General features: G+C 68.3%; 22 protein-coding genes. 17 read left to right on the top strand and 5 right to left on the bottom strand.

All coding sequences use genetic code 11. The features are described 5' to 3' along the window. The first annotated feature begins 85 nt into the window (after nucleotides 1-85). Entirely contained in the window at nucleotides 86-1,204 is a 1,119-nt protein-coding gene (gene srmL / locus ACXC9Q_RS27140) for a PheS-related mystery ligase SrmL (RefSeq protein ID WP_457059445.1), read from the top strand. Here srmL and ACXC9Q_RS27135 read toward each other — a convergent pair. Next, complete coding sequence (locus ACXC9Q_RS27135; RefSeq protein ID WP_457059444.1) at nucleotides 1,201-1,695, bottom strand: hypothetical protein; 495 nt, start codon at nucleotides 1,693-1,695, stop codon at nucleotides 1,201-1,203. The genes srmL and ACXC9Q_RS27135 overlap by 4 nt on opposite strands. A gap of 165 nt (nucleotides 1,696-1,860) precedes the next feature. Here ACXC9Q_RS27135 and ACXC9Q_RS27130 point away from each other — a divergent pair, with 165 nt between their 5' ends. Genes ACXC9Q_RS27130 through ACXC9Q_RS27120 form a run of 3 tightly spaced genes read left to right on the top strand, consistent with a single transcriptional unit; the run spans nucleotide 1,861 to nucleotide 4,488 of the window. Next, on the top strand, nucleotides 1,861-3,138 hold the full coding sequence (locus ACXC9Q_RS27130) for a sensor histidine kinase (protein ID WP_457059443.1): 1,278 nt from the start codon (nucleotides 1,861-1,863) through the stop codon (nucleotides 3,136-3,138). Nucleotides 3,139-3,151: 13 nt separating this feature from the next. Further along, nucleotides 3,152-3,796 (top strand): response regulator transcription factor, encoded by a 645-nt coding sequence (locus ACXC9Q_RS27125; RefSeq protein WP_457059463.1) that lies wholly within the window; start codon nucleotides 3,152-3,154, stop codon nucleotides 3,794-3,796. Further along, nucleotides 3,796-4,488 carry a DUF4097 family beta strand repeat-containing protein gene (locus tag ACXC9Q_RS27120; RefSeq protein ID WP_457059442.1) on the top strand — a complete coding sequence of 231 codons (693 nt, stop codon included), beginning with the start codon at nucleotides 3,796-3,798 and terminating at the stop codon, nucleotides 4,486-4,488. The genes ACXC9Q_RS27125 and ACXC9Q_RS27120 overlap by 1 nt, the downstream gene beginning before the upstream one ends. A gap of 4 nt (nucleotides 4,489-4,492) precedes the next feature. On the opposite strand, the gene ACXC9Q_RS27115 is transcribed toward ACXC9Q_RS27120, so the two are convergent. From ACXC9Q_RS27115 to ACXC9Q_RS27105, 3 genes are read right to left on the bottom strand one after another with little or no spacing between them, the layout of a single operon-like run. Further along, nucleotides 4,493-5,125, bottom strand: a complete 633-nt coding sequence (locus ACXC9Q_RS27115) for a bifunctional 4-hydroxy-2-oxoglutarate aldolase/2-dehydro-3-deoxy-phosphogluconate aldolase (RefSeq protein WP_457059441.1) — start codon at nucleotides 5,123-5,125, stop codon at nucleotides 4,493-4,495. After that, nucleotides 5,122-6,729 carry an N-acyl-D-amino-acid deacylase family protein gene (locus ACXC9Q_RS27110; RefSeq protein WP_457059440.1) on the bottom strand — a complete coding sequence of 536 codons (1,608 nt, stop codon included), beginning with the start codon at nucleotides 6,727-6,729 and terminating at the stop codon, nucleotides 5,122-5,124. Before ACXC9Q_RS27110 ends, ACXC9Q_RS27115 begins: the two co-directional genes overlap by 4 nt. Before the next feature lies 1 nt (nucleotide 6,730). Then, nucleotides 6,731-8,038, bottom strand: a complete 1,308-nt coding sequence (locus ACXC9Q_RS27105) for an amino acid deaminase (RefSeq protein ID WP_457059439.1) — start codon at nucleotides 8,036-8,038, stop codon at nucleotides 6,731-6,733. Nucleotides 8,039-8,179: 141 nt separating this feature from the next. Between ACXC9Q_RS27105 and ACXC9Q_RS27100 the strand changes: the two genes are divergently transcribed. From ACXC9Q_RS27100 to ACXC9Q_RS27065, 8 genes are all read left to right on the top strand, one after another. Then, on the top strand, nucleotides 8,180-9,166 hold the full coding sequence (locus tag ACXC9Q_RS27100; RefSeq protein ID WP_457059438.1) for a sugar kinase: 987 nt from the start codon (nucleotides 8,180-8,182) through the stop codon (nucleotides 9,164-9,166). Next, nucleotides 9,163-9,897 (top strand): IclR family transcriptional regulator, encoded by a 735-nt coding sequence (locus ACXC9Q_RS27095; protein WP_457059437.1) that lies wholly within the window; start codon nucleotides 9,163-9,165, stop codon nucleotides 9,895-9,897. Before ACXC9Q_RS27100 ends, ACXC9Q_RS27095 begins: the two co-directional genes overlap by 4 nt. A 15-nt stretch (nucleotides 9,898-9,912) precedes the next feature. Then, nucleotides 9,913-10,314, top strand: coding sequence for a RidA family protein (locus ACXC9Q_RS27090; protein WP_457059436.1), 402 nt, complete (start codon nucleotides 9,913-9,915; stop codon nucleotides 10,312-10,314). 63 nt (nucleotides 10,315-10,377) lie between these two features. After that, nucleotides 10,378-10,647, top strand: coding sequence for a type II toxin-antitoxin system Phd/YefM family antitoxin (locus tag ACXC9Q_RS27085; RefSeq protein WP_457059435.1), 270 nt, complete (start codon nucleotides 10,378-10,380; stop codon nucleotides 10,645-10,647). Beyond that, nucleotides 10,637-11,077 carry a PIN domain-containing protein gene (locus ACXC9Q_RS27080; RefSeq protein ID WP_457059434.1) on the top strand — a complete coding sequence of 147 codons (441 nt, stop codon included), beginning with the start codon at nucleotides 10,637-10,639 and terminating at the stop codon, nucleotides 11,075-11,077. The genes ACXC9Q_RS27085 and ACXC9Q_RS27080 overlap by 11 nt, the downstream gene beginning before the upstream one ends. Before the next feature lie 110 nt (nucleotides 11,078-11,187). Continuing rightward, entirely contained in the window at nucleotides 11,188-12,006 is an 819-nt protein-coding gene (locus ACXC9Q_RS27075) for an IclR family transcriptional regulator (protein WP_457059433.1), read from the top strand. Next, nucleotides 12,006-13,199: an MFS transporter gene (locus ACXC9Q_RS27070; protein WP_457059432.1), complete on the top strand. Its 1,194-nt coding sequence runs from the start codon at nucleotides 12,006-12,008 to the stop codon at nucleotides 13,197-13,199. Before ACXC9Q_RS27075 ends, ACXC9Q_RS27070 begins: the two co-directional genes overlap by 1 nt. Nucleotides 13,200-13,497: 298 nt before the next feature. Then, nucleotides 13,498-15,534 carry a DUF222 domain-containing protein gene (locus ACXC9Q_RS27065; protein ID WP_457059431.1) on the top strand — a complete coding sequence of 679 codons (2,037 nt, stop codon included), beginning with the start codon at nucleotides 13,498-13,500 and terminating at the stop codon, nucleotides 15,532-15,534. A gap of 177 nt (nucleotides 15,535-15,711) precedes the next feature. Here the strand turns inward: ACXC9Q_RS27065 and ACXC9Q_RS27060 are convergent, their stop codons facing one another. Further along, nucleotides 15,712-18,147, bottom strand: a complete 2,436-nt coding sequence (locus ACXC9Q_RS27060) for a TOTE conflict system archaeo-eukaryotic primase domain-containing protein (RefSeq protein ID WP_457059430.1) — start codon at nucleotides 18,145-18,147, stop codon at nucleotides 15,712-15,714. A gap of 344 nt (nucleotides 18,148-18,491) precedes the next feature. On the opposite strand from ACXC9Q_RS27060, the gene rplJ reads away from it, so the two are divergent. The 5 genes from rplJ to ACXC9Q_RS27035 all read left to right on the top strand — a co-directional run bounded on the left by rplJ (nucleotide 18,492) and on the right by ACXC9Q_RS27035 (nucleotide 22,405). Then, complete coding sequence (gene rplJ / locus ACXC9Q_RS27055; RefSeq protein ID WP_328526095.1) at nucleotides 18,492-19,106, top strand: 50S ribosomal protein L10; 615 nt, start codon at nucleotides 18,492-18,494, stop codon at nucleotides 19,104-19,106. A gap of 69 nt (nucleotides 19,107-19,175) precedes the next feature. Beyond that, complete coding sequence (gene rplL, locus ACXC9Q_RS27050) at nucleotides 19,176-19,562, top strand: 50S ribosomal protein L7/L12 (RefSeq protein WP_328526096.1); 387 nt, start codon at nucleotides 19,176-19,178, stop codon at nucleotides 19,560-19,562. Between the two features lie 293 nt (nucleotides 19,563-19,855). Further along, entirely contained in the window at nucleotides 19,856-20,803 is a 948-nt protein-coding gene (locus tag ACXC9Q_RS27045; protein ID WP_457059429.1) for an ABC transporter ATP-binding protein, read from the top strand. Next, complete coding sequence (locus tag ACXC9Q_RS27040; RefSeq protein WP_328526098.1) at nucleotides 20,800-21,573, top strand: MlaE family ABC transporter permease; 774 nt, start codon at nucleotides 20,800-20,802, stop codon at nucleotides 21,571-21,573. Before ACXC9Q_RS27045 ends, ACXC9Q_RS27040 begins: the two co-directional genes overlap by 4 nt. A 13-nt stretch (nucleotides 21,574-21,586) precedes the next feature. Beyond that, complete coding sequence (locus ACXC9Q_RS27035) at nucleotides 21,587-22,405, top strand: MlaE family ABC transporter permease (RefSeq protein WP_329484784.1); 819 nt, start codon at nucleotides 21,587-21,589, stop codon at nucleotides 22,403-22,405. Nucleotides 22,406-22,409 lie beyond the last annotated feature (4 nt).

Genomic DNA, 22,409 nt, shown 5'->3' with positions numbered 1-22,409 from the left:
GAGCTGCTGCTGCGCTCTCTCCTGAGGTGACCGCGGCCGACCGGGGTGTCTCCCCCGTCGAGACCGTCATTCCGGAGAGAAACTCATGTCTGTCCTCACTTCTGAAGAACTGCACGCTGCCCTGGCCCTGCGCGACCTAGCGGTCCCGGCTCAAGGACCCCACGCGATCCAGCTGATCGTCGACTCCTTGCGTACGGCGCTCAGCACGGCCTGGCCCTATACCGAGATCTGGACCCGCCGCGACCATCCCGTGGTCACACTGGCCGACAACTACGACAACCTCGGGTACGCCGGTGACGCGGTGACCCGGGAAGCCCGCTACACCCGCTACGCGTCGGAGACCGAAGTACTGCGAAGTCATACGTCGGCGATGATCCCGCCGGCTCTGCGTGATCTCGCAAAGTCCGACTCGTCCGACGTACTGATGATCTGTGCGGGCATCTGCTACCGCCGCGACTCGGTGGACTGGCAGCACACGGGTACGCCGCATCAGCTCGACCTGTGGCGGATCAGCCGCAACGTCACGCTCGGAGAGCCCGAACTGGAGGACATGATCGCCCGCCTGGTCGACACGGTCCTGCCTGGTCAGACCTATCGGACGGTCCCGGCGGTCCACCCGTACACGATCCATGGCCGGCAGATCGACGTACTGCTGGACGATCAGTGGATCGAGATCGGTGAGTGCGGTGTCGCCGCACCGCATGTGCTCCGGCGGGCCGGTCTGGACAACAGCTGGACCGGACTGGCCATGGGACCAGGCCTCGACCGGCTCTTGATGCTCCGCAAAGGGATCCGGGACATCCGGTTGCTCAGGTCAACAGATCCGCGAGTGGCGGGTCAGATGCGGGACCTGGCGCCGTACAAGCCGGTCTCGTCGATGCCGCCGGTCCGCCGCGACCTCTCCGTCGTGGTCGCCGCGTCGACCGACGTGTCGGCGGAGGTGCTCGGTGACAAGGTGCGCGAGGCGCTCGGAGTGGACGCCGATGCCGCGGAGTCGCTGGAGGTGCTGGGTGAGACGTCGTACGACGATCTGCCGGCGGCTGCCCGTGAGCGACTCCAACTGACCCCGGGTCAGCGGAACCTTCTGGTCAGACTGATCCTCAGACCGGTCGACCGCACCCTCACCGATTCCGAGGCCAATGCCCTGCGGGACAAGGTCTACCAGGCACTGCACGAGGGGCCGGTACTCGAGCTGATCGGTTAGCGCTTCCGTAGCTCGCGAGCGGCGACGAGGAACGCCCACAGGGCGAGTGGGAGCTCCAGTAGGAGGGCCTCGGCCGCGGAGAGGCTGCGGTCGAAGCCTCCCGCTGTGCTGACGTCGAACCAGGCGTCGGCGATCAGTAGCGTCCCGGCGGCCATAGCGGTCAGGGCGGCGTAGCTGTTGCGAGTGTGCAGCAGGTACGCCGTCAGGCCGGCAGCGATCGCGGTCCCGCAGTCGAGGCCGATCCAGGTGAGCTTCCAGTGGTCGGCCTGGTAGGTGCTCGGCAGCGTGGCCGCGAGGATCAGGCACCAAGGGATCAGCACGGCCGCGACCCCGGCGGCGACAGCGGTGGCCAGGCGGCCGGGGGAGCGGAGTGGACGGATCCTCCCGTCCAGCCGCCCTTCGGCGATGTAGTCCTCCAGCGCGTCGGCCACGCGGTCGTCGATCGCGTCCCCGAGCCTGCCATCCACTGTGTCCGTAACCGTCGTCGTCATGTCTTCGAGCATTCCGGCGGCGGACTTCCGGCGCAGTCCGGTCAGCCCACGAACCTGGGTGGGGTTAACCCCCGGCGAGATCGGTGGCTGTCCTCATATGGGCTGCCGCGTCGGCGACGTAGGTTGTGTCGTGCGAGCAGCGCGCTGACACAGGGAGGTGATCGGGTGACGGAGATCGCGAGTCCGGTCCCCCGGGCGCCGTGGCGGCTGTGGCGGTCGCCGTACTTGTGGTTGGCAACGATCCACCTGCTCGGCGACGCGTTCGTCGTGCTCACGTCAGGTCTGCTGGTGCTGGGTGCGGTGACGGTTGCCGTCCTGGCGTGGCCGCTCGCGTACGTCGGCATCCCGCTGACTGTCGGCGCGAATCGACTCGTGTATGCGGCGGCCGGGTGGGAGCGGACGCGGGCGCGGATCACGCGGGGGCAAGAGGTTCCGCCGCTGGTGCCACCGGCGCCGACGGGGTCGCGGATCGCCGACGCCCGGGCAGCGCTGACCGACCAGGGTCTGTGGCGGCAGTTCCTGTATTATGTTCTGCTGTTGCCGATGGCAATGGTGTGGCTCGGGGCGATCTTCTTCGCCTGGTCGGTGCCGCCGGTGCTGATCGGGTTGCCGGCGTACTACTGGCAGTTCGCCGCGTCGCAGGCGCAGCTCGGGCCGTTCGTGATCGACACGATGACGAAGGCCTCGGTGGCCGCAGTGATCGGTGGAATCTTTCTGCTGGTGGTGTCGCCGGTGTTGATGCGCCAGGCGTCAGCGCTGGACGGACAGCTGGCGCGGACGTTGCTCGGCCGGTCCGAGACCGGTGCGCTGGCGGAGCGCGTGACGCAGCTCGTGACGAGCCGCCAGCAGGTCGTCGACTCGGTCGAGGCCGAGCGGCGGCGGATGGAACGCGACCTGCACGACGGAGCCCAGCAACGGCTGGTCTCGCTGGCGATGATCCTCGGCCGGGCGAAGAACCGGCTGGGCGAGAACGATCCCGCAGTGCGTTCGCTGATCGAGGAGGCGCATTCGGAGGCGATGCAGGCGATCACGGAGATCCGCGATCTGACGCGAGGACTGCATCCGCCGGTGCTGTCGGACCGCGGTCTCGACGCGGCGATCTCGGCGGTCGCCGCTCGGTCACCGGTCCCGGTGCGGGTGACGGTCGACGTGGATCCCAGGCCGTCGCTGACGATCGAGTCGATCGCGTACTTCGTCGTGACCGAAGGGCTGACCAACGTCGCCAAGCACGCCGCCGCGGCCCAGGCGTGGGTCACGATCACGCGGGTTGGCAGGTTCCTCAAGATCGAGGTGCGCGACGACGGGCAGGGTGGTGCGAATGCGGCCGCCGGCGGCGGGATCCGTGGATTGGCCGACCGGATCTCGGGTGTCGATGGACTCCTCACCCTCGTCAGTCCACGGGGTCTCGGGACCCTGCTGATCGCCGAGGTGCCCTGTGACTGAAGAGGCAGAAGGAATTCGGGTGGTGATCGCCGAGGATTCGGTGCTCTTGCGAGAGGGCATCGTGCGGTTGCTCTTGGAGCAGGACTGCACGGTGGTCGCCGCGGTCGGTGATGGAGACGCGCTCCTGAAAGCGGTCGACGAGCACCGGCCGGACGTGTGCGTGGTCGACGTGCGGATGCCACCGACCTTCACCGACGAGGGTTTGCGCGCCGCGCTCGTGATCCGCGAACAGTTCCCGGCGATCGGCGTACTGGTGCTCTCGCAGTACGTCGAGGAGCGATATGCCAGCGAGTTGATCGGGGGCAACCCCGGCGGGGTCGGGTATCTGCTCAAGGATCGGGTCGCGGACGTGGATCAGTTCGTCGACGGGTTGCGCCGGGTCGGCGATGGTGGGGCCGCGCTCGACCCGGAGGTGATCTCGCAGCTGCTGGTGCGGTCGCGCCGGGTGGATCCGCTCGCCGTGCTGAGTCCGCGGGAACAGGACGTTCTCCGGGTGATGGCGGAGGGCAAGTCGAACGCCGGGATCGCGCAGGCTCTCGTGGTCGGCGAAGGAGCGGTGGAGAAGCACATCAGCAACATCTTCCTGAAGCTCGGACTTGCGTCGACTGACGGGGAGCACCGCCGGGTGCTCGCCGTACTCAAGTTCCTGGAGTCGTGATGACGGTCGCGCAGCGGAGGATGCTGATCATCGGGCTGGTGCCGTTGCTGGTGCTTGTCGTCACCGCGGCGGCGGTGACCGTGTCGTTGATCCGGGGGAAGTTGCCGTACAGCTACTCGGCTTCGTTCGTCCCCGGGTCGCAGGGGGTGCAGGTTGTGTCGGATGTGCCGGCGCAACTGCTCGCCAGTGCGGATGCTGAGGTGCACGTGACCGTGGACGGGTCGTATGCGGTCGCGCGGCCCGCGATCGAGGTGACGACGATCGGTGGACTCCTGACCGTGCACACGAGTTGTCCCGATCCACACTGCGCGGTCGACCTCACGGTGGAGGTGCCGACGGCGGCCGCGGTCCAGGCGAAAGTGGAGGGGGCGTCGCTCGATGTGGCCGGGGTGTCTTCGCCGCTCACTGTGGATGTGAGCGACGGATCGGTCGACATGAATCGGTTGCGGACTTCCCGGGTCTCGGTGGACGTCCGGCGCGGTTCGATCAACCTGTTCTTCGACAGTCCGCCGGACCAGGTGACCGCGACGGCCAGCGATGGCTCCCTCACCGTTCAACTCCCACCGACAGCGACATATGCGATCGATGCCGTCGCGGCCCAAGGCTCCAACCAGGTCGGCTTCCCCAACGACCCGGGCTCCACCCACCACCTGTTCCTGCGGACGAGCTACGGCAGCATCACCGTGCAGTAGAGAGCTAGAGGGCGGCGCAGAACGTCTGGGCCTTGGCGGTGATGGTTTCCCAGTTCGCGGCGGCGACGTCGGCGGGGGAGACGACGTCGGTTCCGGCGGAAACCGCCAGGGCGCCGGCGGTGAGGTAGTCGCGCGCGTTACCCGCGTTGATACCGCCGGAGGGGACCAGGGGCACGCCGGGGAAGGGGCCGTTGAGGTCCTTGAAGTACTTCGGGCCCAGCTGGTGGGCGGGGAAGATCTTCACGGCGTCGGAGCCGAGCGCGAGCGCAGTCATCACCTCGGACGGCGTGAAGGCGCCGAGGATGACCGGGATGCCGGCGCTGCGGGCGGTCTCGGCGATGGCGGCCGCGTCCGGGCCCTGGCCGGGAGTGACGAGGAACTGCGCGCCGGCGTCGATCGCCTGCTTGGCCTGCGCCCCGGTCTGGACGGTGCCGGCGCCGACCACCGCGCCGGTCTCCGCGGCCGTGGAAGCGGCGCGCTCGAGGTGCCGGGGAAGGTCGGGCGTGGTGTAGGTGAGCTCCACGACATGGATGCCACCGGCAACCAACGCCGCGCACAGGTCCCGGGCGTCGGAGATCTCCGGCGCCCGGACAACGGTCAGCACCCGGTCGGCGCGGAGCAGGTCCAGGGTAGTCATGAGCTTTCCTCTCGGACGGTGGTACGACGGACTGCGCGGCCCGGGAGCGCGTCGGTGCGCCGGCCGTTGTCGATGACGGGGACGCCGTTCACGAAGACGTACGGAATCCCGGCGGCTTGCTGGCGGGGGGTCTCGAACGTGGCGGTGTCCTGGACGGTGTCCGGATCGAAGAGGACCAGATCGGCTCGGTAGCCGACGCGGACGAGTCCGCGGTCGGGGAGACGGAGACGACGAGCCGGACGGCCGGTCAGGTGGTGGATGCAGTCGGGGAGATCGAGCACGCCGAGCTCGCGGACGTAGCGGGCCAGGTAGCGCGGGAACGTCCCCCACGAGCGCGGATGTGGTTTGCCGCCGACGAGGATCGCGTCCGAGCCGCCGGTGTGGCTGGGATGCCGCATGATCGCCCGCACGTTCTCCTCGTGGCCGACGTGCTGCAGGATCGATGTGGCCAGGTCGTCGGCGATCAGCAGGTCGAAGAACACGTCCGCCGGCGGTCGGCCGGTCGAGGCGGCCATCGCAGCGATCGTGCTGCCGACGGCGTCGTTCAGAGCCGGATTGCGGACGCCGCCGATCTCGATGGTCTCCCACTCCACCAGGCAGCCGTGGCAGCCGTCCGAGCCGACCTGCTCGAGCTCGTAGGCGATCCGGTCCCGCGCGGCCGGGTCCCGGAGCCGGGCGAGCTGGGCGTCCGGACCGCCCTCCGCGGTCCAGCTCGGCAGGATCGCGGCCAGAGTGGTTGCCCCCGGCAAGTACGGATAGGTATCAGTAGTGACGTCGATGCCGGCCGCGAGGGCCTTGTCGATCATCGCGACCAGGTCGGCCCCGCGGCCGGCGTTCGGCGCGAAGTTCATCACCGCGTGCGTCAGGTGCAGCGCGCATCCGGAACGCCGGGCGACCTCGACCATTTCGCCGTACGCGTCGAGTGCGCCCTTGCCGTACGACCGTTGGTGTGGCCCGTAGTAGCCGCCGTACTGCGCGACGACCTCGCAGAGCTCGACCAGTTCGTCGGTGGTCGCGAACATGCCGGGCGTGTAGGTGAGGCCGCTGCTCATCCCGACCGCGCCCTGCTGCAGTCCTTCGGCCAGCAAGGCTTTCATCGCGTCCAGTTCGGCGCGGGTCGCCGGCCGGTTCGAGGTGCCGACGACCATCATCCGTAGCGTTCCCTGCGGGACCAGGTACGCCGCGTTGCAGGCGATGCCCTGGTCGAGCCGGTCGAGGTACCCGGCGACGGTCGACCAGCTGAAGTCGAAGTCGTCCGGCTCACCGTTCCAGCCGGCGATCTGGCGACGTACGGCGGACCGGGCCGGGTCGTCGATCGGCGCGAACGACAGGCCGTCCTGGCCGAGCACCTCCAAGGTGACGCCCTGGCTGACCTTCGCGGTGTGATCCGGATTCACCAGGATCTGCAGGTCGGAGTGCGCGTGCATGTCGATGAACCCGGGCGACAGCACCAGTCCCGCGGCGTCGATCGACCGGGCCGCCGGCGTCGGCAGGTCGTTGCCGATGGCCACGATCCGGCCGGCCTCGACCGCGACGTCGGCGCGGACGCCGGGAGCGCCGGAGCCGTCGATGACGGTGGCGCCCGTGATCAGCAGCTCGGCCATCTCAGAAGAACGTCCGGACCAGGTCGACCACGACCGGATCGGCCGCGTCCGGGTCGTCCACGACCGGGATCAGCCCCCACTTGTCGAACGCCGTACACGGATGGGACAGCCCGATCCGGAGCTCGTCGCCGATCACCACCGGGACGCCGTCGAAGTGCAGGAAGCCGTGCTGGTCGTTCAGGTTGGTGACGGTCATGCCGTCGGCCGCGAGGATCGGTTCACCGTCCGAGCGCGGCCGGATCAGCTGCAGCTCGGGCAGGTCCTGGTCGAACGGCAGATCGCGCCGGCCCGCGTCGAAGATAGCCAGCCCGGGCTCGGGTTGGGATGTGATCCGGACCCACCCGTGCATCGCGGCGACCAGCCGATCGCCGTCCGTCCGGGGCGACTCACCGAGCGGCGACATCCGGCGATACATGCCGTCGTCGTGCGCGATGTACGCGCCCGACCGGAGCACCACCCGCGCACCGTCCTTGGCCAGCGGAGCGAGCACCTGCGCCACGTCGTCGAAGTACTGACTGCCTCCAGCGCTCACCACCGGTACGACGTCCTCGTCGTACCAACGCCTCTGCTGCAAGCGGATGTGGATCCCGGCCAGCGTGCGGAGGTACGCGCGGACCTCCTCGAGATCCGCCTCCGCCACGCCGTGCCCGATCGCGCCCTCGTATCCGGCGACCCCGGCGAGCCGCAGTGATGGCGCGTCCGCGATCGCCTCGCCGACGGCCAGCGCGGTCTCGGCGTCCCGCGCGCCGGTCCGGCCGCCGAGACCACCGACCTCGACCAGTACGTCGAGCTTCCGCGCACCGGGACCGACGTGCGCCGAACGGGCCGCCTCCATGAGTTCGACGGTCCGGACCGAATCGGCCCAGACCAGGACCTCGAAGTCCGGGTCGGCCTCGAGTTCGTCGGCGATCCAGCGCAGTTGCAGCGGGGAGATCACCGCGTTCGCGATCAGCACCCGGCGGACGCCGTACGCGCGGGCGACGCCGAGCTGGAACACGTTGGCCAGGGTGATCGCCCAGGCGCCGGCGTCGAGCTGCATGGCCCAGAGCGCGGGTGCCATCGTCGTCTTGCCGTGGGGCGCGAGGTCGACGCCGTGATGGGCGCTCCAGCGGGCGAGCGTGTCCACGTTGTGCCGCAGACCGGGCGCGGACAGCGTCATCAGCGGGGTCGGCAGCTGGGAGAGGCGGGGCTTGTCGGCGAGCACCTCGGCGACGGTCCGGCCCCAGAACGCGGGTGGCAGGGCCTTGTCCTGCCAGCTCACCTGCTGGTCGGCGAGAGCGGCGACGGCGTCGGCATCGTAAGCAGGCATCTGTTCTCCTGAGGGATGGAGTTGCAGCATGTGCAACGTGCGTTGCGCATACTGACCTCACGGTTGTAGCATCGCGCCCAAAGTTGCGTCAATGACGGGTGTTTCACACCTATCCCATCACCTCACCCCTGTGGAGTGCCGATGCGCGAACCGCTCCCTGAGACGCCCGCCGCGGTCTGCGTCGGCGAGGCGATGATCATGCTGGCCGGGGAGACCGGGGTGCCGCTGGCGGATGTGGAGTCGTTCCGGCGGTCGGTCGGTGGCGCCGAGTGCAACGTGGCCGGCGGACTGGCCGCCCTGGGGATCGCGACCGGCTGGGTCTCGCGGCTCGGCGACGACGGCTTCGGCGCGCACGTACTGCGTGATCTGCAGCGGCGAGGTGTCGAGGTCGGTGGGGTCGAGCTGGACCCGGACCGGCCGACGGCGCTCTACGCGAAGGAGTCCCGGGACGGGCGCACCCGGATGCACTACTACCGCACTGGTTCGGCAGCTGCCGCGATGGACCCGGCGTTCCTGGAGCGGCCCGCGGTGCAGAAGCGGCTGGCGAACGCCGAGCTCGTGCACACCACCGGTATCACTGTGGCCATCTCCGACAGTGCGGCGCAGATGGTCGAGCAGTTGGGTGCGCAGCCGCGCAACTACCTGCTGAGCGTCGACCTCAACTGGCGGCCCGTGTTGTGGCGGGACAAGGACCCGGAGTCGCTCTGGCGGGTGCTCCGCGCGGCTGACGTCGTACTGATCGGTGCGGACGAGGCTCTGGTGTTCGCGGGCACCAATGACCCCGCTGAGCTGCACGAACGCCTCGGAAGGCGGTGCACGCTGGTGGTGAAGAACGATGCGCACACTGCGCTCGTGCTGGAGCCGGACGGGCATCGCACCGAGGTTCCCGCGCTGACGGTCGATGTGGTCGAGCCGGTGGGGGCGGGTGACGCGTTCGCGGCCGGTTTCCTGGCGGGGACGTTGCAAGGCCTGCCGATGAAGCAGCGGCTGCGGCTCGGGCATCTGAATGCTGCGGCGGTGCTGGTCGTGCCGGAGGACCACGCCGCGCCGCTGGAGCTCGCGGCTCGCGAGCGGTTGTTGACCTGTTCCGACGAGGAGTGGGCGGCGACGAAGATCGGCGTGGCATGAGTCAGAGCCTCGGGAGAGCCCTCCAGATCCTCGCCAACCTGGGCGAGGGGGAGCGGTCGCTCGACCAGTTGGCGACGGAGCTCGGCGTACACAAGACGACGGTGCTGCGGCTGCTGCGGACCATGGAGGCAGAGCGGTTCGTACGGCGTGACGCGGCGCACCGGTATCGGTTGGGGTCGCGACTGTTCGCCCTGGCGGACGTTGCCCGCGAGCAACACGTCGTACGGGAGGTCGCGGCACCGCATCTGCGCGAGCTGAACCAGAAGACCGGGCAGACCGTGCATCTGGCCGCGTGGGACGACAGTGAGGTCGTCTACATCGACAAGCTCGACAGTGTGCGGTCAGTGCGGATGTACTCCCAGGTCGGCGTACCGGCGGCACTGCACTGCACCGCGGTCGGGAAGGTGCTGCTGGCCGCACAGCCCGAGCGGCAGCGGGAGGCATTGCTGGCGTCGATCGACTACCACGCCTACACGCCGCACACGATCACCGATCCGGACACGCTGCGGGACGAGCTGGACCGGGTCCGGGCGCGTGGCTGGGCGCAGGACCGGGCCGAGCACGAGTCGTTCATGAACTGCATCGGTGCGCCGGTGAAGGACCATGACGGGCGGATCGTCGGGGCCGTGTCCCTGTCGGTTCCCGACGTACTGCTGAACTATGACCAGGTGCTCGAGCTCCTGCCCGACCTGCTCGCCACCGCCACAGCCATCAGTGCCGACTACAACTGAGAGGTGTCAGACCCGATGTCCGACAAGACCGTCATCTCCACCACCGACGCACCCGCTCCGATGCCGGTGTTCTCGCAGGGAGTGCGCAAGGGCAACATCCTGCAGGTGTCCGGCCAGGGGTCCGTCGACCCGAGCGGTGAGTTCGTCTTCACCGGCGACGTGAAGGGCCAGACCACCCGCGTCCTGCAGAACATCGAGGCGATCCTGAAGGCCGGCGGTGCGAGCATCGACGACGTGCTGATGCTGCGCGTCTACCTCACCACCCGCGACAACTTCACCGCCATGAACGAGGCGTACACCGAGTTCATGGCCAGCCGCACCCCGAGCGGCGTCCTCCCCTCCCGCACGACCGTCTTCACCGGCCTCCCCCTCCCCGACATGCTGGTAGAAATCGACGCCCTCGCCGTCCTGAGCTGAGTCCGCCAGGCGGCAGGTGCCACCTAGTAGCACCAGGTGCTACTAGGTGGCTACCCTGGGTGCTTGAGCGGACTTCCGGAGATCACCCAACGCGATCTGCGCACGCGGTCCAGGGAGATCATGGACGCCGTCCAGACCGGCCAGGTCTTCATCGTCACGCGGGACGGACATCCCATCGGCGAACTGGTTCCGCTGCGCCGCCGGCGGCGGTTCGTCCCGCGGGCCGAGTTCGCCGCGATGTCCCGGACCGGGCCGGACGTCTCGCTGGACGACTTCCGGGCCGATCAGGATGCCCTCGTCGATCAGGAGCCGCACGACCCGTGTGCCCCATGAACACGAGCAGGGTCTGCTCGACACCGACATCATGATCTTGCGCCGGTGGATCGATCCGGGCGAGTTGCCGGCCGAGATGGCCATCACCTCGATCACCCTGGCCGAGCTCTCCGCCGGCCCGCATCAGGTGCGCCGTAACAGCGGGTACGACGAACACGTGGAGCGGGCACGCCGGATGGACATTCTCCAGTGGGCCGAGAACGAGTTCGACCCGATCCCTTTCGATGCCGATGCTGCCAGGATCTACGGACGGATCTGCGCGGCCGTCGTCGCCGCGGGCCGGACGCCGCAGCGTCGCGTCGCCGACCTGATGATCGCCAGCATCGCGGTCGCCGAGGAACTTCCGCTGTTCACCACCAACCCGGACGACTTCAAGGGTCTCGGGGATCTCCTCACCGTGGTTCCAGTTACCCGCCCGCCCAACCAGTAGCCGGTCTGGCTCGGGGATCGGCAGCGAGAGGGTAGTCGCCTGCCGGACCCCTGGTCCGGGTGGTGGAATGCGCCTTCCAGGCATCCCGTATGGCGGGATATTCTGCCGGGATGCAGGATATGGCGGAGCGCCGTGGGGCGGTGCAGTCGATCGATCGAGCCGTTGCGATCCTGCGGTGCTTCGACGCGCGGACGCCTGAGCTGGGGATCAGTGACTTGGCTCGGGCTACCGGTCTGTCGACCAGCACGGTGCATCGGCTGTTGTTGGCGATGCAGGAGAACGGACTGGTGCGGCAGACCGCCCACCGGAGGTATGCGATCGGTCCGCTGGTGGCTCAGTTGGCTCACAGCGGTGGGATCCCGGCGTCCTTGCGTGACGCGGCGATGCCGGTGCTGCGGATGCTCCGTGACGACACCGGGGAGACCGCGGCTGTGCACGAGTTGCTGCCGTCCGGCCAGCGCGTTGTGCTCGACCAAGTCGAGAGCCATCACCAGTTGCGCCGTACTTACACCGAGTTCGGCCTGCCGGTCGCGTTGCCGCAAGGTGCGCCCGGGAAGGCATTGCTGGCCTTCCTGCCGTGGGAACGGCAGCAGGAGGTTCTCGCCGGTCACCTTGAGCAGGTGCTCCCGCAGACCATCACCGATCCGGTCGTGCTGGCCGCCCAGTTCGCCGAGATCCGTGCGCGCGGGTTCGCGCTGTCGATGGCGGAGCGCACGCCGGGGATCCGCAGTGTCGCGGCGCCGGTCTTCGACCACTCCGGTCAGGTGGCCGGCTGCCTGAGTGTCTCCGGCCCCGAGATGCGGATGCCGGTCGAGCGGATGGAGGAGTTCGGGATGAGGATCGTCGCGGCCGCCTGGTCGGTGTCCGAGCTGCTCGGCGCCACCCCAGCCGCCCGGGATCGCAGTACGGCGCTGGCCGGCAGCCGGTGATGTCCCAGGCCAAAGACCTGCTCAAGATCGCGCCCGCGGTCTATCTGCCCGCGTTGCTCTACGGCATCGGGCAGGGCGCGATCGCACCGATCGTAGCGTTGTCGGCAACCCACCTGGGCGCCTCGGTGGCCGTTGCCGGGCTGGTCGTCGCGGCCGCCGGGCTCGGGCAGGTGATCGGCGACATCCCGGCCGGTGCCCTGACCAACCGGATCGGTGAGCGACGCGCGATGCTGGGGGCGACTGTCCTCGTCTCGTTGGCCCTGCTGGCCTGTCTGCTGGTGCCGACGGTCTGGGGCCTGGCCATCGCAATCGGCTGCACCGGTCTGGCTGGTGCGGTCTGGGGTTTGGCCCGCCAGGCCTACCTGAGTGAAGCCGTCCCGATCGAGCTACGGGCCCGCGCCCTGTCGACCCTCGGCGGCGTGCAGCGCATCGGCTCCTTCATCGGCCCGTTCCTCGGTGCCGCCGCGATGAAGTTCCTCGGCACCGACGGCGCCTACTGGGTGCACTTCGTGTGCGCGGTGCTGGCCTGCGCGGTCCTGGTCAGCCTCCCCGACGTCGAGTCGGTACGGCGTACGCGCGGAAGCCGACCGGTCGCCGCACAGTCGACCTGGGCCGTGATCCGGGACCACCTCCCGGTGTTGCGGACCCTTGGCGTCGGAGCGTTGCTGGTCGGCGCGGTCCGCGCGTCGCGGCAGGTGGTGATCCCGCTGTGGGCGCTGCACATCGGTCTGGATGCGCAGACCACCAGCATCATCTTCGGGCTGTCCGGTGCGGTCGACATGCTCCTGTTCTATCCGGCGGGTTCGGTGATGGACCGCCTCGGCCGCAAGTGGGTCGCCGTACCGTCGATGCTCGTCCTCGGGTTCGCACACCTGTTGCTGCCACTCACGCACTCCACCGCGACGTTGACCACGGTCGCGTTGCTGATGGGCGTCGGCAACGGGTTGGGGGCGGGCGTGATCATGACGCTCGGCGCCGACGCGTCTCCATCCGTCGGCAGAGCCCAGTTCCTGGGGGCCTTCCGGCTGTTCGCCGACACCGGCAATGGCGTCGGCCCACTCCTGCTGGCCGGTGCCACAGCACTGCTCGGACTCGGCCCGGCGATCGTCATCATGGGCGGCACCGGCTGGGCCGCGGCCGCCGCGATGCACCGCTGGATTCCACCGCATCCCACGGCCGACGTGACGAGCTGAGCGCGATACTGCCGGCAGCGCGAATACTTTCCTGTGTAGTGACTGGCCTCACCGCGTGGCGCGGGGACAGGAGCCGGGGACGGGTTCATCGAGGTGAGGGCTGACTCCCGGCTGGCCGGGGCTGCCGGCGATCGGAGGCTGGACACTGCGACTGCCTGGAAGACTGTATCGTGCATGCTGGCGCGATTATTGCCATGGGCAAGTAATTCATCGGATCGCCGGCCTGCAACGACTTCCCACTCCAACGCCGAAGGCCTGGCGGTTTGAGTTGATCGAACACATGTTCTAATATGACTGCATGCGAGAGATTGCGATCAGCCGCCAAGACGCCGACCGTTCGGTCGCCGACGAGACGGCCGTGCTCGGCACTCACTCGCCGTCCCGTCCTCTCCCGGTTCCCGGCATTCCGTCCGGCGCACATTGCGGCGCACAGTCCTGGGACGGCGCCGACCCTGCCTATGGTTCGTTGCGGACGGTGGCACGATGTGGATGTTCGGGCTTCGTGTCCGGGGACATGGACCGGCCGGATGGCGCCGCGGCGCTGGAAGGCTTCGACATCCCCGAGGACCCCGACGCCCCGGACGGTCCGCGTTTCGTCGGTCAGCAAGACGAGTTGGACGCCGAACTCGACCTGCTCCTGGGCCGTAACAGATCTTCCAGGGTGGACGCGCTGGAATGGGAGTTGTGGGACGGCGTAGACCAAGACGAGGCGGAGCGCGAGATGCTGCGCCGCGAGGCGCCGGCCTGGGTGTTGTTGCCGCCCGGCGGCAACCTCGCGACCGCGCTGGAATCGACGCGACCACAGGCGATGTCACCGATGGCGCTGATCGAGTTGATGAAGGCCGCGGACCGCCTGTCCAGCTGGGCGGAATCAATCAAGGCCGCCGCGATGGCATCGTTCCACCGGCAGCGCCAAGCCGAGCACCGCGAGTCGCCCCGCCCGACCCAACTCGATGCGACGGGCCGCCCGATCGACCCGGAACGTTCCTGGTACGGCGAGATCGCGTTGGCGCTCGGCCTGTCGCCCAACACCGTCGGTCGCCGGGTCGACACCGCCCTGCGGCTCACCTCGACCCTGTCGGCAACGCACGGGGCCCTGAAATGCGGGGCACTCACCTGGGGCAAGGCCCTGGCCATCTCCGAAGCCACCAGCAAACTGCCCGACCGCGAGGCGCAGGCGGTCGAGGCGCACGTCCTGAAACGCGCCGCCGCACAGACCCACAAGAACCTGCAGGAATCGCTGCGCCGCCAAGTAGCCAAACACACCACTCGTGAAGCCGCCGACAGCCACCGCGCCGCCGTCACCGAACGCACCTGCAAGATCGTCCCGCTGGCCGACGGCATGGCCGGCCTATGGATCGTCCACACGTCCGACAAGATCCAGCAGATCTGGGTCGCCATCCAAGCCATGGCCACCCTCGCCAAACGCGACACCCCCACCACCACCGACCCTGCCCCCGGGTCCAGCACCACCACCTCGGCCAACACCGTGGCACCGGACACGATGGCGTCCACGGATGCCAGAGCGGGCCGTGCGACCGACGACAGCAGCGCCACGGTCACCACCACCGCCGGCTCGGCTGATGGGGTGCTGAAGGATGCCCGGACCGCCGCGCAGCGCCGCGCCGACGTGGCCGCGGACCTGTTCGAGCACATCCTCCACAACGGCCTGGACTGGCTCGGCCGCCGCCTACCCGACCAGCACCGCCGCCGCCCCCACATCGAGGTCGTCGTCGCGGCCTCCACCCTGCTCGGCCTCGACGACGACCCCGCCGAACTCACCGGCTACGGCCCGATCACCGCCGACATGGCCCGCCGCATCGCCGCCGACGGCACCTGGCGGCGACTCCTCACCGACCCCGTCAACGGCGCCGTCGTCGAAGCCTCCACCACCCGCCACGATCCCAGCACCCTCGTCACCGAAACCCTGCTCGCCCGCCACCCCGTCTGCGCCTGGCCCGGCTGCAACCGCACCTCCCGCGACTGCGACCGCGACCACCTCACCCCGTTCGCCCGCAACCGCACCACCAGCCTCACCGGCCTAGCGCCGTACTGCGAGTACCACCACGTCATCAAAGACACCCCCGCCTGGGGCTGGACCACCACCAGCCACCCCGACGGCACGATCACCCTCACCACCCCCACCGGCCACCGCTACACCACCGTGCCACCCGTCCGCGGCCCCATCACCGACCCAGTCCACGCCCGTCCCGCGACCCGAAGGGCCGTCGAAGGACCGAGCGCAGGACCCGGCGTCGGGCAATCCATCGATGGGGCCCCGAGCGAATCACCCGGAGGCAGCCAACCAGCGTCAGACGGCCGACCGCCGTTCTAGTTGCGGCAGAGGGCTGGAGCGCAAGGTTCCAAGGACTGTCGTTCATCGACCACTGCATCCCGGAACTCGATCGGCGACGTTGTCAGCTTCGACCGCGTCCCTCATCCGAATTCCTCGGCGAGGTTCTCCGACAGCAGCGCGATCTCGAAGGCTGCTCGAAGGGCGAGGCTAACCGGGTCAGGTAATCGAACGGCGCGGGTCCGGAAATCCGAGGCTGGTGTAGCCGGGAGCCCGTTTGGCGAGAGCCGACGCCAGTACCCTCGTGGGAGTGTCGACATAGTCGTGGATCTCAGCGGTCGTCTTGCCCGGTGAGGACCGGAGGATCCGGCCCGCGTACTGCACCAACCTCCCCTTGAACGCGATCGGTGCTGCGAGAAACAACGTGTCCAGAACTGGGCAGTCGAAGCCTTCTCCGACGTATGGCCCGGTAGCTATGACGAGCAGTGGGTTCTCATCCCGCGGCTTCAGTCGTTCGAGTGCTGCTGTTCGAGCTTTCGCGCCCATGCCGCCCCGCAGGACGACCGGATCGTGGCCCGCTTGGCGGAGCGCTGTCGCAAAGACCTCTACGTGCTCGGTCCATTGGGTCAGGACCAGGCAGTGGCGGCGCCGGGCCAGCGCACCGAGAACGTCCTCCACCACCTGTGTCGTGCGCTTCTCGTCCGCGACAAGTTGGCGGTAGACAGCCGCGATCCCACCGGGCTCGGACGGATTGGCCTTCCCTGTGTAGCAGAACTCGGTTTTGTGTACATGCAGGACCGGCCGAGGGCTCGGCAGGCTGTCTCTCGTGTGTTCGAGATCCAGTGCGTCGCTATGGCCTGACTGCTCGCCAGTTCCACTGGCGGCACCGGCAATCGTGTGGCGGATCGGACCTGTTTGCTGGCCGATGAGGTCGTCGAGCTGATCACGTCGATAAGGCGTGGCGGTAAGACCGATCCACTGGCGTGCCGCGACCTGCTTGACCGCGTGCTCGAAGGCGGCTGCCGGGAGGTGATGGCATTCGTCCACCACCACGAGACCGTAGGCGTTCGTGAACGTGGCGACATCGTTGCGGCGAGCAAGGGTCTGGAGCATCACCACGTCTACCGTGCCGCGCGTTTTCGACCGACCACCTCCCAGTTGACCGGCCTTGATCCCCAGCAGTTCGCCGATGCGGCTGCGCCACTGGTCGGCAAGTGCCTTTCGATCGACCAGTACCAGGGTGGACACCTGGTGTTTGGCGATCAGCGCACACGCGATCACGGTCTTTCCGGCTCCTGGCGGCGCGACCAGCACACCCAGTTCGTGCCCCGCCATCGTGTCGACGGCTGCCTGCTGAACCCGGCTCAGCGCTCCCGCAAACTCGAACTGTTGAGGGCTACCCGAGGACCGCTCGTCGATCCTGTCGACCTGGCTCCCAGCCTGTTCCAATAGTTCGATCGCCTTCGCGGCCAGACCACGGGGCAGCACCAGGTCACCCTCGACGGTCTCGTCGAAGCTGCGAAGGAATCGGGGCACATCCCAGGTTGACAGGCGCAGTCTCTGCCGCTCGTAGAACAGCGGATTCGGCATCGACGCCGCATGCTTGAGGGTGGCGAGAAGAGCCGGCGGCAGATGCCCGCTCGCTATCCGGATCCCGGCACCGAGGTGGACCTGCACACGAGGCGGCGCCGCAGGGCGGGTGCGAGTCGATGTCGGCATGCCGATCCGGTCGACGCTGGATCCCACCTTGACTGTCCCCAGCCGGCGTGCCGCCGACGAGACTTCCCGCGGACCCATCCGCGGCACCGACGAGAGATACGTCCACTGGTCGTCGTACGGCTCGAGACTCGCCAGATCGAGAAAGACGGTTGTCCCATCGCGGCGGTATTGCCCGCTGAGGGGTGCGGCGATCAGGTTGCCGACGCCACCGTCAGGGACGACGTCCTGCGAGGGAAACAGCCGGTCGTAGCTCGACAGATCCATCCGTCCCCGGAGGGCCATGGCCTCCCGAATGAGACCGAACCCCAACCGGCGGGCAGTTTCGGCGGGTACAGGCGCAGCGAAGAAGATCCATACATGGGCGCCGACGCCGGACCTGGAGACCTCAAGGGCGGCCGGAACTCCCGACGAGCGTGCTGCCTTCACATAAGCCAATGCATCCAGCATCGCGGCCTGGCCATCGAAATCGGCCGCCAGCCAGCAGCACGAGTCGCCGTCAAGCAACGGGTAAAGGCCGATGTGCTTCTGCCCAGACAGATGCGCTGTAGTCACTGCGGCCGACAGCGGCAGATAGTGTCGGTCTCTGTGCTGGATGCCCTTGTTCCATCCGCCGCGAACTGCGGGCAGCCAACCCGATCTGCCAGTGCGCTGACTCTGCCACCGCTCCGCATAGATGTCTGTACGTGCCGCGAACAGGGCACGGAAGAACGCGACCTTGGCTTCGGCGGACGACCTCGAATCGACCGGTCCCGGGCGGCCCTCGAAGATGCCGGTCTGAGCGGGGCCGGGCGGCGCCAATTCGGCAGGACTGAGCTTCAAGAGCCGCAGGAGGCGAGTGTTCTCGCTCCGCAACCCGGCGATCAGTGCTCGCAGTTCGCTGAGCTCCTGAGCAACTGACGTTGTCGACCCTTCTTCGTGGCTGGGTGTATCCCTCACCCGACTCAGCGTACGGCCGACGCGGGAGCTTGCCCGAGCGGTCGAACCGGAGACACTCGGACGCCGGCTCCTGCCCCATCCGAGGGTGCGCTGCCGAACTGACGCTGAGGAGGTCGGCCGATTTGGCCATACTCAACTCTGATGTAAGAATGGCTGTTGCCAAAGACCGCTGGTTGTCGCTTTCGAGTGACTGAAGGTCCCACAGATGAGTGGGCGGCCCGCGTAGGTGACTTGGATAGTGTGACAGCAGTTGATGTTCACGCCCTTGCGCCTGCGCAGGGGCGTTTTCTTATGGAACGGACCGGCCCGGGGTCGAGGCATGAAGCCGAAAGAAGGAGACCCCCATGGCGAGGCCGGACAAGGCAGCCGCTGTCGCAGAGCTGACGGACGAGTTCCGCAGCTCGAACGGCGCCGTGCTGACCGAGTACCGCGGACTCACCGTGGCGCAGCTGCGGCAACTGCGTACTGCGCTCGGTGACGACGTGAACTACGCCGTGGTGAAGAACACGCTGACCAAGATCGCGGCCAAGGACGCGGGTGTCGAGTCGTTCGACTCGCTGCTCGAGGGTCCGTCGGCCATCGCCTTCATCAAGGGCGACCCGGTGGTCGCGGCCAAGAGCCTGCGTGACTTCGCCAAGGCGAACCCCCTGCTCGTCATCAAGGCCGGAGTGCTGGAAGGCAAGGCACTCGGCACCGACGAGATCAACAAACTCGCTGACCTGGAGTCGCGTGAGGTTCTCCTCGCGAAGCTCGCAGGTGCGATGAAGGCGGCTCCGCAGCAAGCGGTGTCGCTGTTCGCTGCTCCGCTGTCGCAGGCCGCGCGCCTGTTCGCGGCGCTGCAGGACAAGCTGCCGGCCGCGGACGCCACAGCCGTGGCGGACGAGGCGCCGGCCGTGCAGGACACGGTCGAGGCACCTGCCGAGGCGAGCACCGAGGAGACCGCCCCGGCCGAGAGCTGAGGCAGACCTCATCCGCAACAACCCCATCAGTGATCACCAAGCATCACCCTTTAAGGAAGGACCGCCACCATGGCGAAGCTCAGCACCGAAGAGCTCCTCGGCCAGTTCAAGGAACTGACCCTGCTGGAGCTGTCGGAGTTCGTTAAGGCGTTCGAGGAGGAGTTCGGCGTTACCGCCGCCGCCCCGGTCGCCGTGGCCGCCGCCCCGGGCGCCCCGGCCGCCGCTGCCGAAGAGGCCGCGGAGCAGGACGAGTTCGATGTCGTCCTCGAGGCCGCCGGCGAGAAGAAGATCCAGGTCATCAAGGAGGTGCGCGGTCTCACCAGCCTTGGTCTGAAGGAGGCCAAGGACCTGGTCGAGTCGGCCCCGAAGGCGATTCTGGAGAAGGTCGACAAGGCTGCCGCGGAGAAGGCCAAGGAGGCCCTCGAGGGCGCCGGCGCCACCGTCACCCTGAAGTGACCACGCGGTGCGTCCCTCGCTGAGGGACGTAACGAATGTGTAGAGAAGGGCGGTCCCCTGAGGGGGGCCGCCCTTCTGGCATGGTGGCTCGCTAGGATCACCCGCAGCCGCGTGTCACGTGCCGAAAGCACAGCGTGACGGAGGTGACCGGAGCGTGACGCACCGGTCAATCGCTTGACACGCGGGGTTTACGCAGAACCGTACTCGTGCGTAACCTAGGCGACCGTGCCTCGTTGGACCGGGCAGAAACTCGTCGGTTCGGGGCCAGACAGACATTCCCGTGAGGAGGACCGGTGGGCGTAGAAGTCCGCGTCGAGGGTCTCACTAAGTCCTTCGGAAGCCAGCTGATCTGGGGCGACGTGTCCCTGACTCTGCCGGCCGGTGAGATCTGCGTGATGCTCGGCCCGTCCGGCACCGGCAAGTCCGTCTTCCTCAAGACGCTGATCGGTCTGCTCAAGCCCGACAAGGGCCACGTGTTCATCGAGGGCACCGACATCGCCACCTGCTCCGAGCGCGAGCTCTACGAGATCCGGCGGCTGTTCGGCGTGTTGTTCCAGGACGGCGCGATGTTCGGCTCGATGAACCTGTACGACAACGTCGCCTTCCCGCTCCGCGAGCACACCAAGAAGTCCGAGTCCGAGATCCGCTCCATCGTGATGGAGAAGATGGAGATGGTCGGCCTGGTCGGCGCGGAGCGGAAGCTGCCGGGCGAGATCTCCGGCGGGATGCGCAAGCGGGCCGGGCTGGCCCGGGCGCTGGTGCTCGACCCCGAGATCCTGCTCGTCGACGAACCCGACTCCGGTCTGGACCCCGTGCGTACGTCGTTCCTGAACCAGGTGATGATCGACCTCAACGAGGCCTTCGGACCGACGTTCCTGATCGTCACCCACGACGTGAACACCGCGCGGACGGTGCCGGACAACATCGGCATGCTGTACCACAAGCACCTGGCGATGTTCGGCCCGCGCGAGATGCTGCTGTCCAGCGAGGAGCCGGCGGTCCGGCAATTCCTGAACGCGCAGATGATCGGCCCGATCGGTATGTCGGAGGAGAAGGACGCCGACGAGCTCGCCGCCGAGGCCGGCCAGGAGCTGCCCCCGCTGCCGCCGATCCCGATCCAGCAGCTGCCCAGCAGCGGCATGCTGCGGCCGACGCAGCGCCCGCCCGGCGAATGGTGCCGGGAGAACGGCGTCACCCCCCCGCCGGGCTCCTTCGCCACTGCGACGGTGGGAGCCACGTGACTGTTTCCGCGACCGCCCCGCTGAAGCATGCCGGCAACCTGTTCTCCTTCGCTCTCGACACTGCCCGGGCCTCGGTCCGGCGCCCGTTCCAGTTGCGGGAGTTTCTGCAGCAGGCCTGGTTCGTTGCCAGCGTGACCATCATCCCGACCGCGCTGGTCGCGATCCCGTTCGGCGCGGTGATCGCGCTGCAGGTCGGCGGCCTGATCAAACAGTTCGGCGCGCAGGCGTTCACCGGCTCGGCCGCCGTTCTGGCCGTGGTCCGGGAGGCGTCGCCGATCGCCACCGCGCTGCTGATCGCCGGCGCCGGCGGCTCCGCGATCTGCGCCGACCTGGGTTCGCGCAAGATCCGCGAGGAGCTCGACGCGATGATGGTGCTCGGCATCGACCCGATCCAGCGGCTGGTCGTGCCGCGGGTGCTGGCCACGATGCTGGTCGCCTTCTTCCTGAACGGCTTCGTCAGTGTGGTCGGCGTGATGGGCGGCTACGTCTTCAACGTCGTCCTGCAGGACGGCACACCGGGCAGCTATATCGCCTCGTTCACCGCGCTCGCCCACCTGCCGGACCTGTGGCAGGGCCAGGCGAAGGCACTGGTGTTCGGCTTCATCGCGGCGGTGGTCGCGTCGTACAAGGGTGTCAACGCGGGCGGCGGACCGAAGGGGGTCGGCGACGCGGTGAACCAGTCGGTCGTGATCACCTTCATGCTGCTGTTCGTCGCGAACTTCTCGATGACGGCGATCTACTTCCAGCTCGTCCCGCCGAAGGGGGCCTGACGTGTCGGCCCTGATGGACACCCTGGTCAAGAAACCGCTGAACTCCCTCGACCGGCTCGGTGAGCAGCTCGCCTTCTACATCAAGGCGCTGGCCTGGTCCGGCAAGTCGATCACCCGGTACCGCAAGGAGATCCTCCGGCTGCTGGCCGAGGTGACGCTGGGCACCGGCGCGCTCGCGGTGATCGGCGGCACCGTCGGCGTGATCACGTTCCTGGCCTTCTTCACCGGCACCGAGGTCGGCCTGCAGGGCTACTCGGCGCTGAACCAGATCGGCACCTCGGCGTTCGCCGGGTTCGTGAGCGCGTACATCAACACTCGCGAGATCGGCCCGCTGATCGCCGGCATCGCGCTGGCCGCGACCGTCGGCTGCGGTTTCACCGCGCAGCTCGGCGCGATGCGGATCAGCGAGGAGATCGACGCCCTCGAGGTGATGGCGATCCCGTCGCTGCCGTTCCTGGTCACCACCCGGATCATCGCCGGGCTGGTCGCGGTCATCCCGCTGTACGTCGTCGGCCTGCTGGCGTCGTACTTCGCGACGAGACTCACCGTGACCACGTTCTACGGGCAGAGCACGGGCACGTACGACCATTACTTCCATCTGTTCCTGCCACCCGGCGACGTGCTCTGGTCGTTCGGGAAGGTGCTCGTCTTCTCCGTCCTGGTGATCCTGGTGCACTGCTACCACGGCTACCACGCGACCGGCGGTCCGGCCGGAGTCGGCGTCGCGGTCGGTCGCGCCGTACGGACGTCCATCGTCGTGATCAACGTCGTCGACCTGCTGCTCTCGATGGCGATCTGGGGTACGACGACCACCGTCAGGCTGGCCGGGTGACGCG

The sequence above is a fragment of the Kribbella sp. CWNU-51 genome (genome assembly GCF_054073265.1).
Note: the sequence above shows the minus strand (reverse complement) of the source record. Positions and strands in the feature narration are given on the sequence as shown.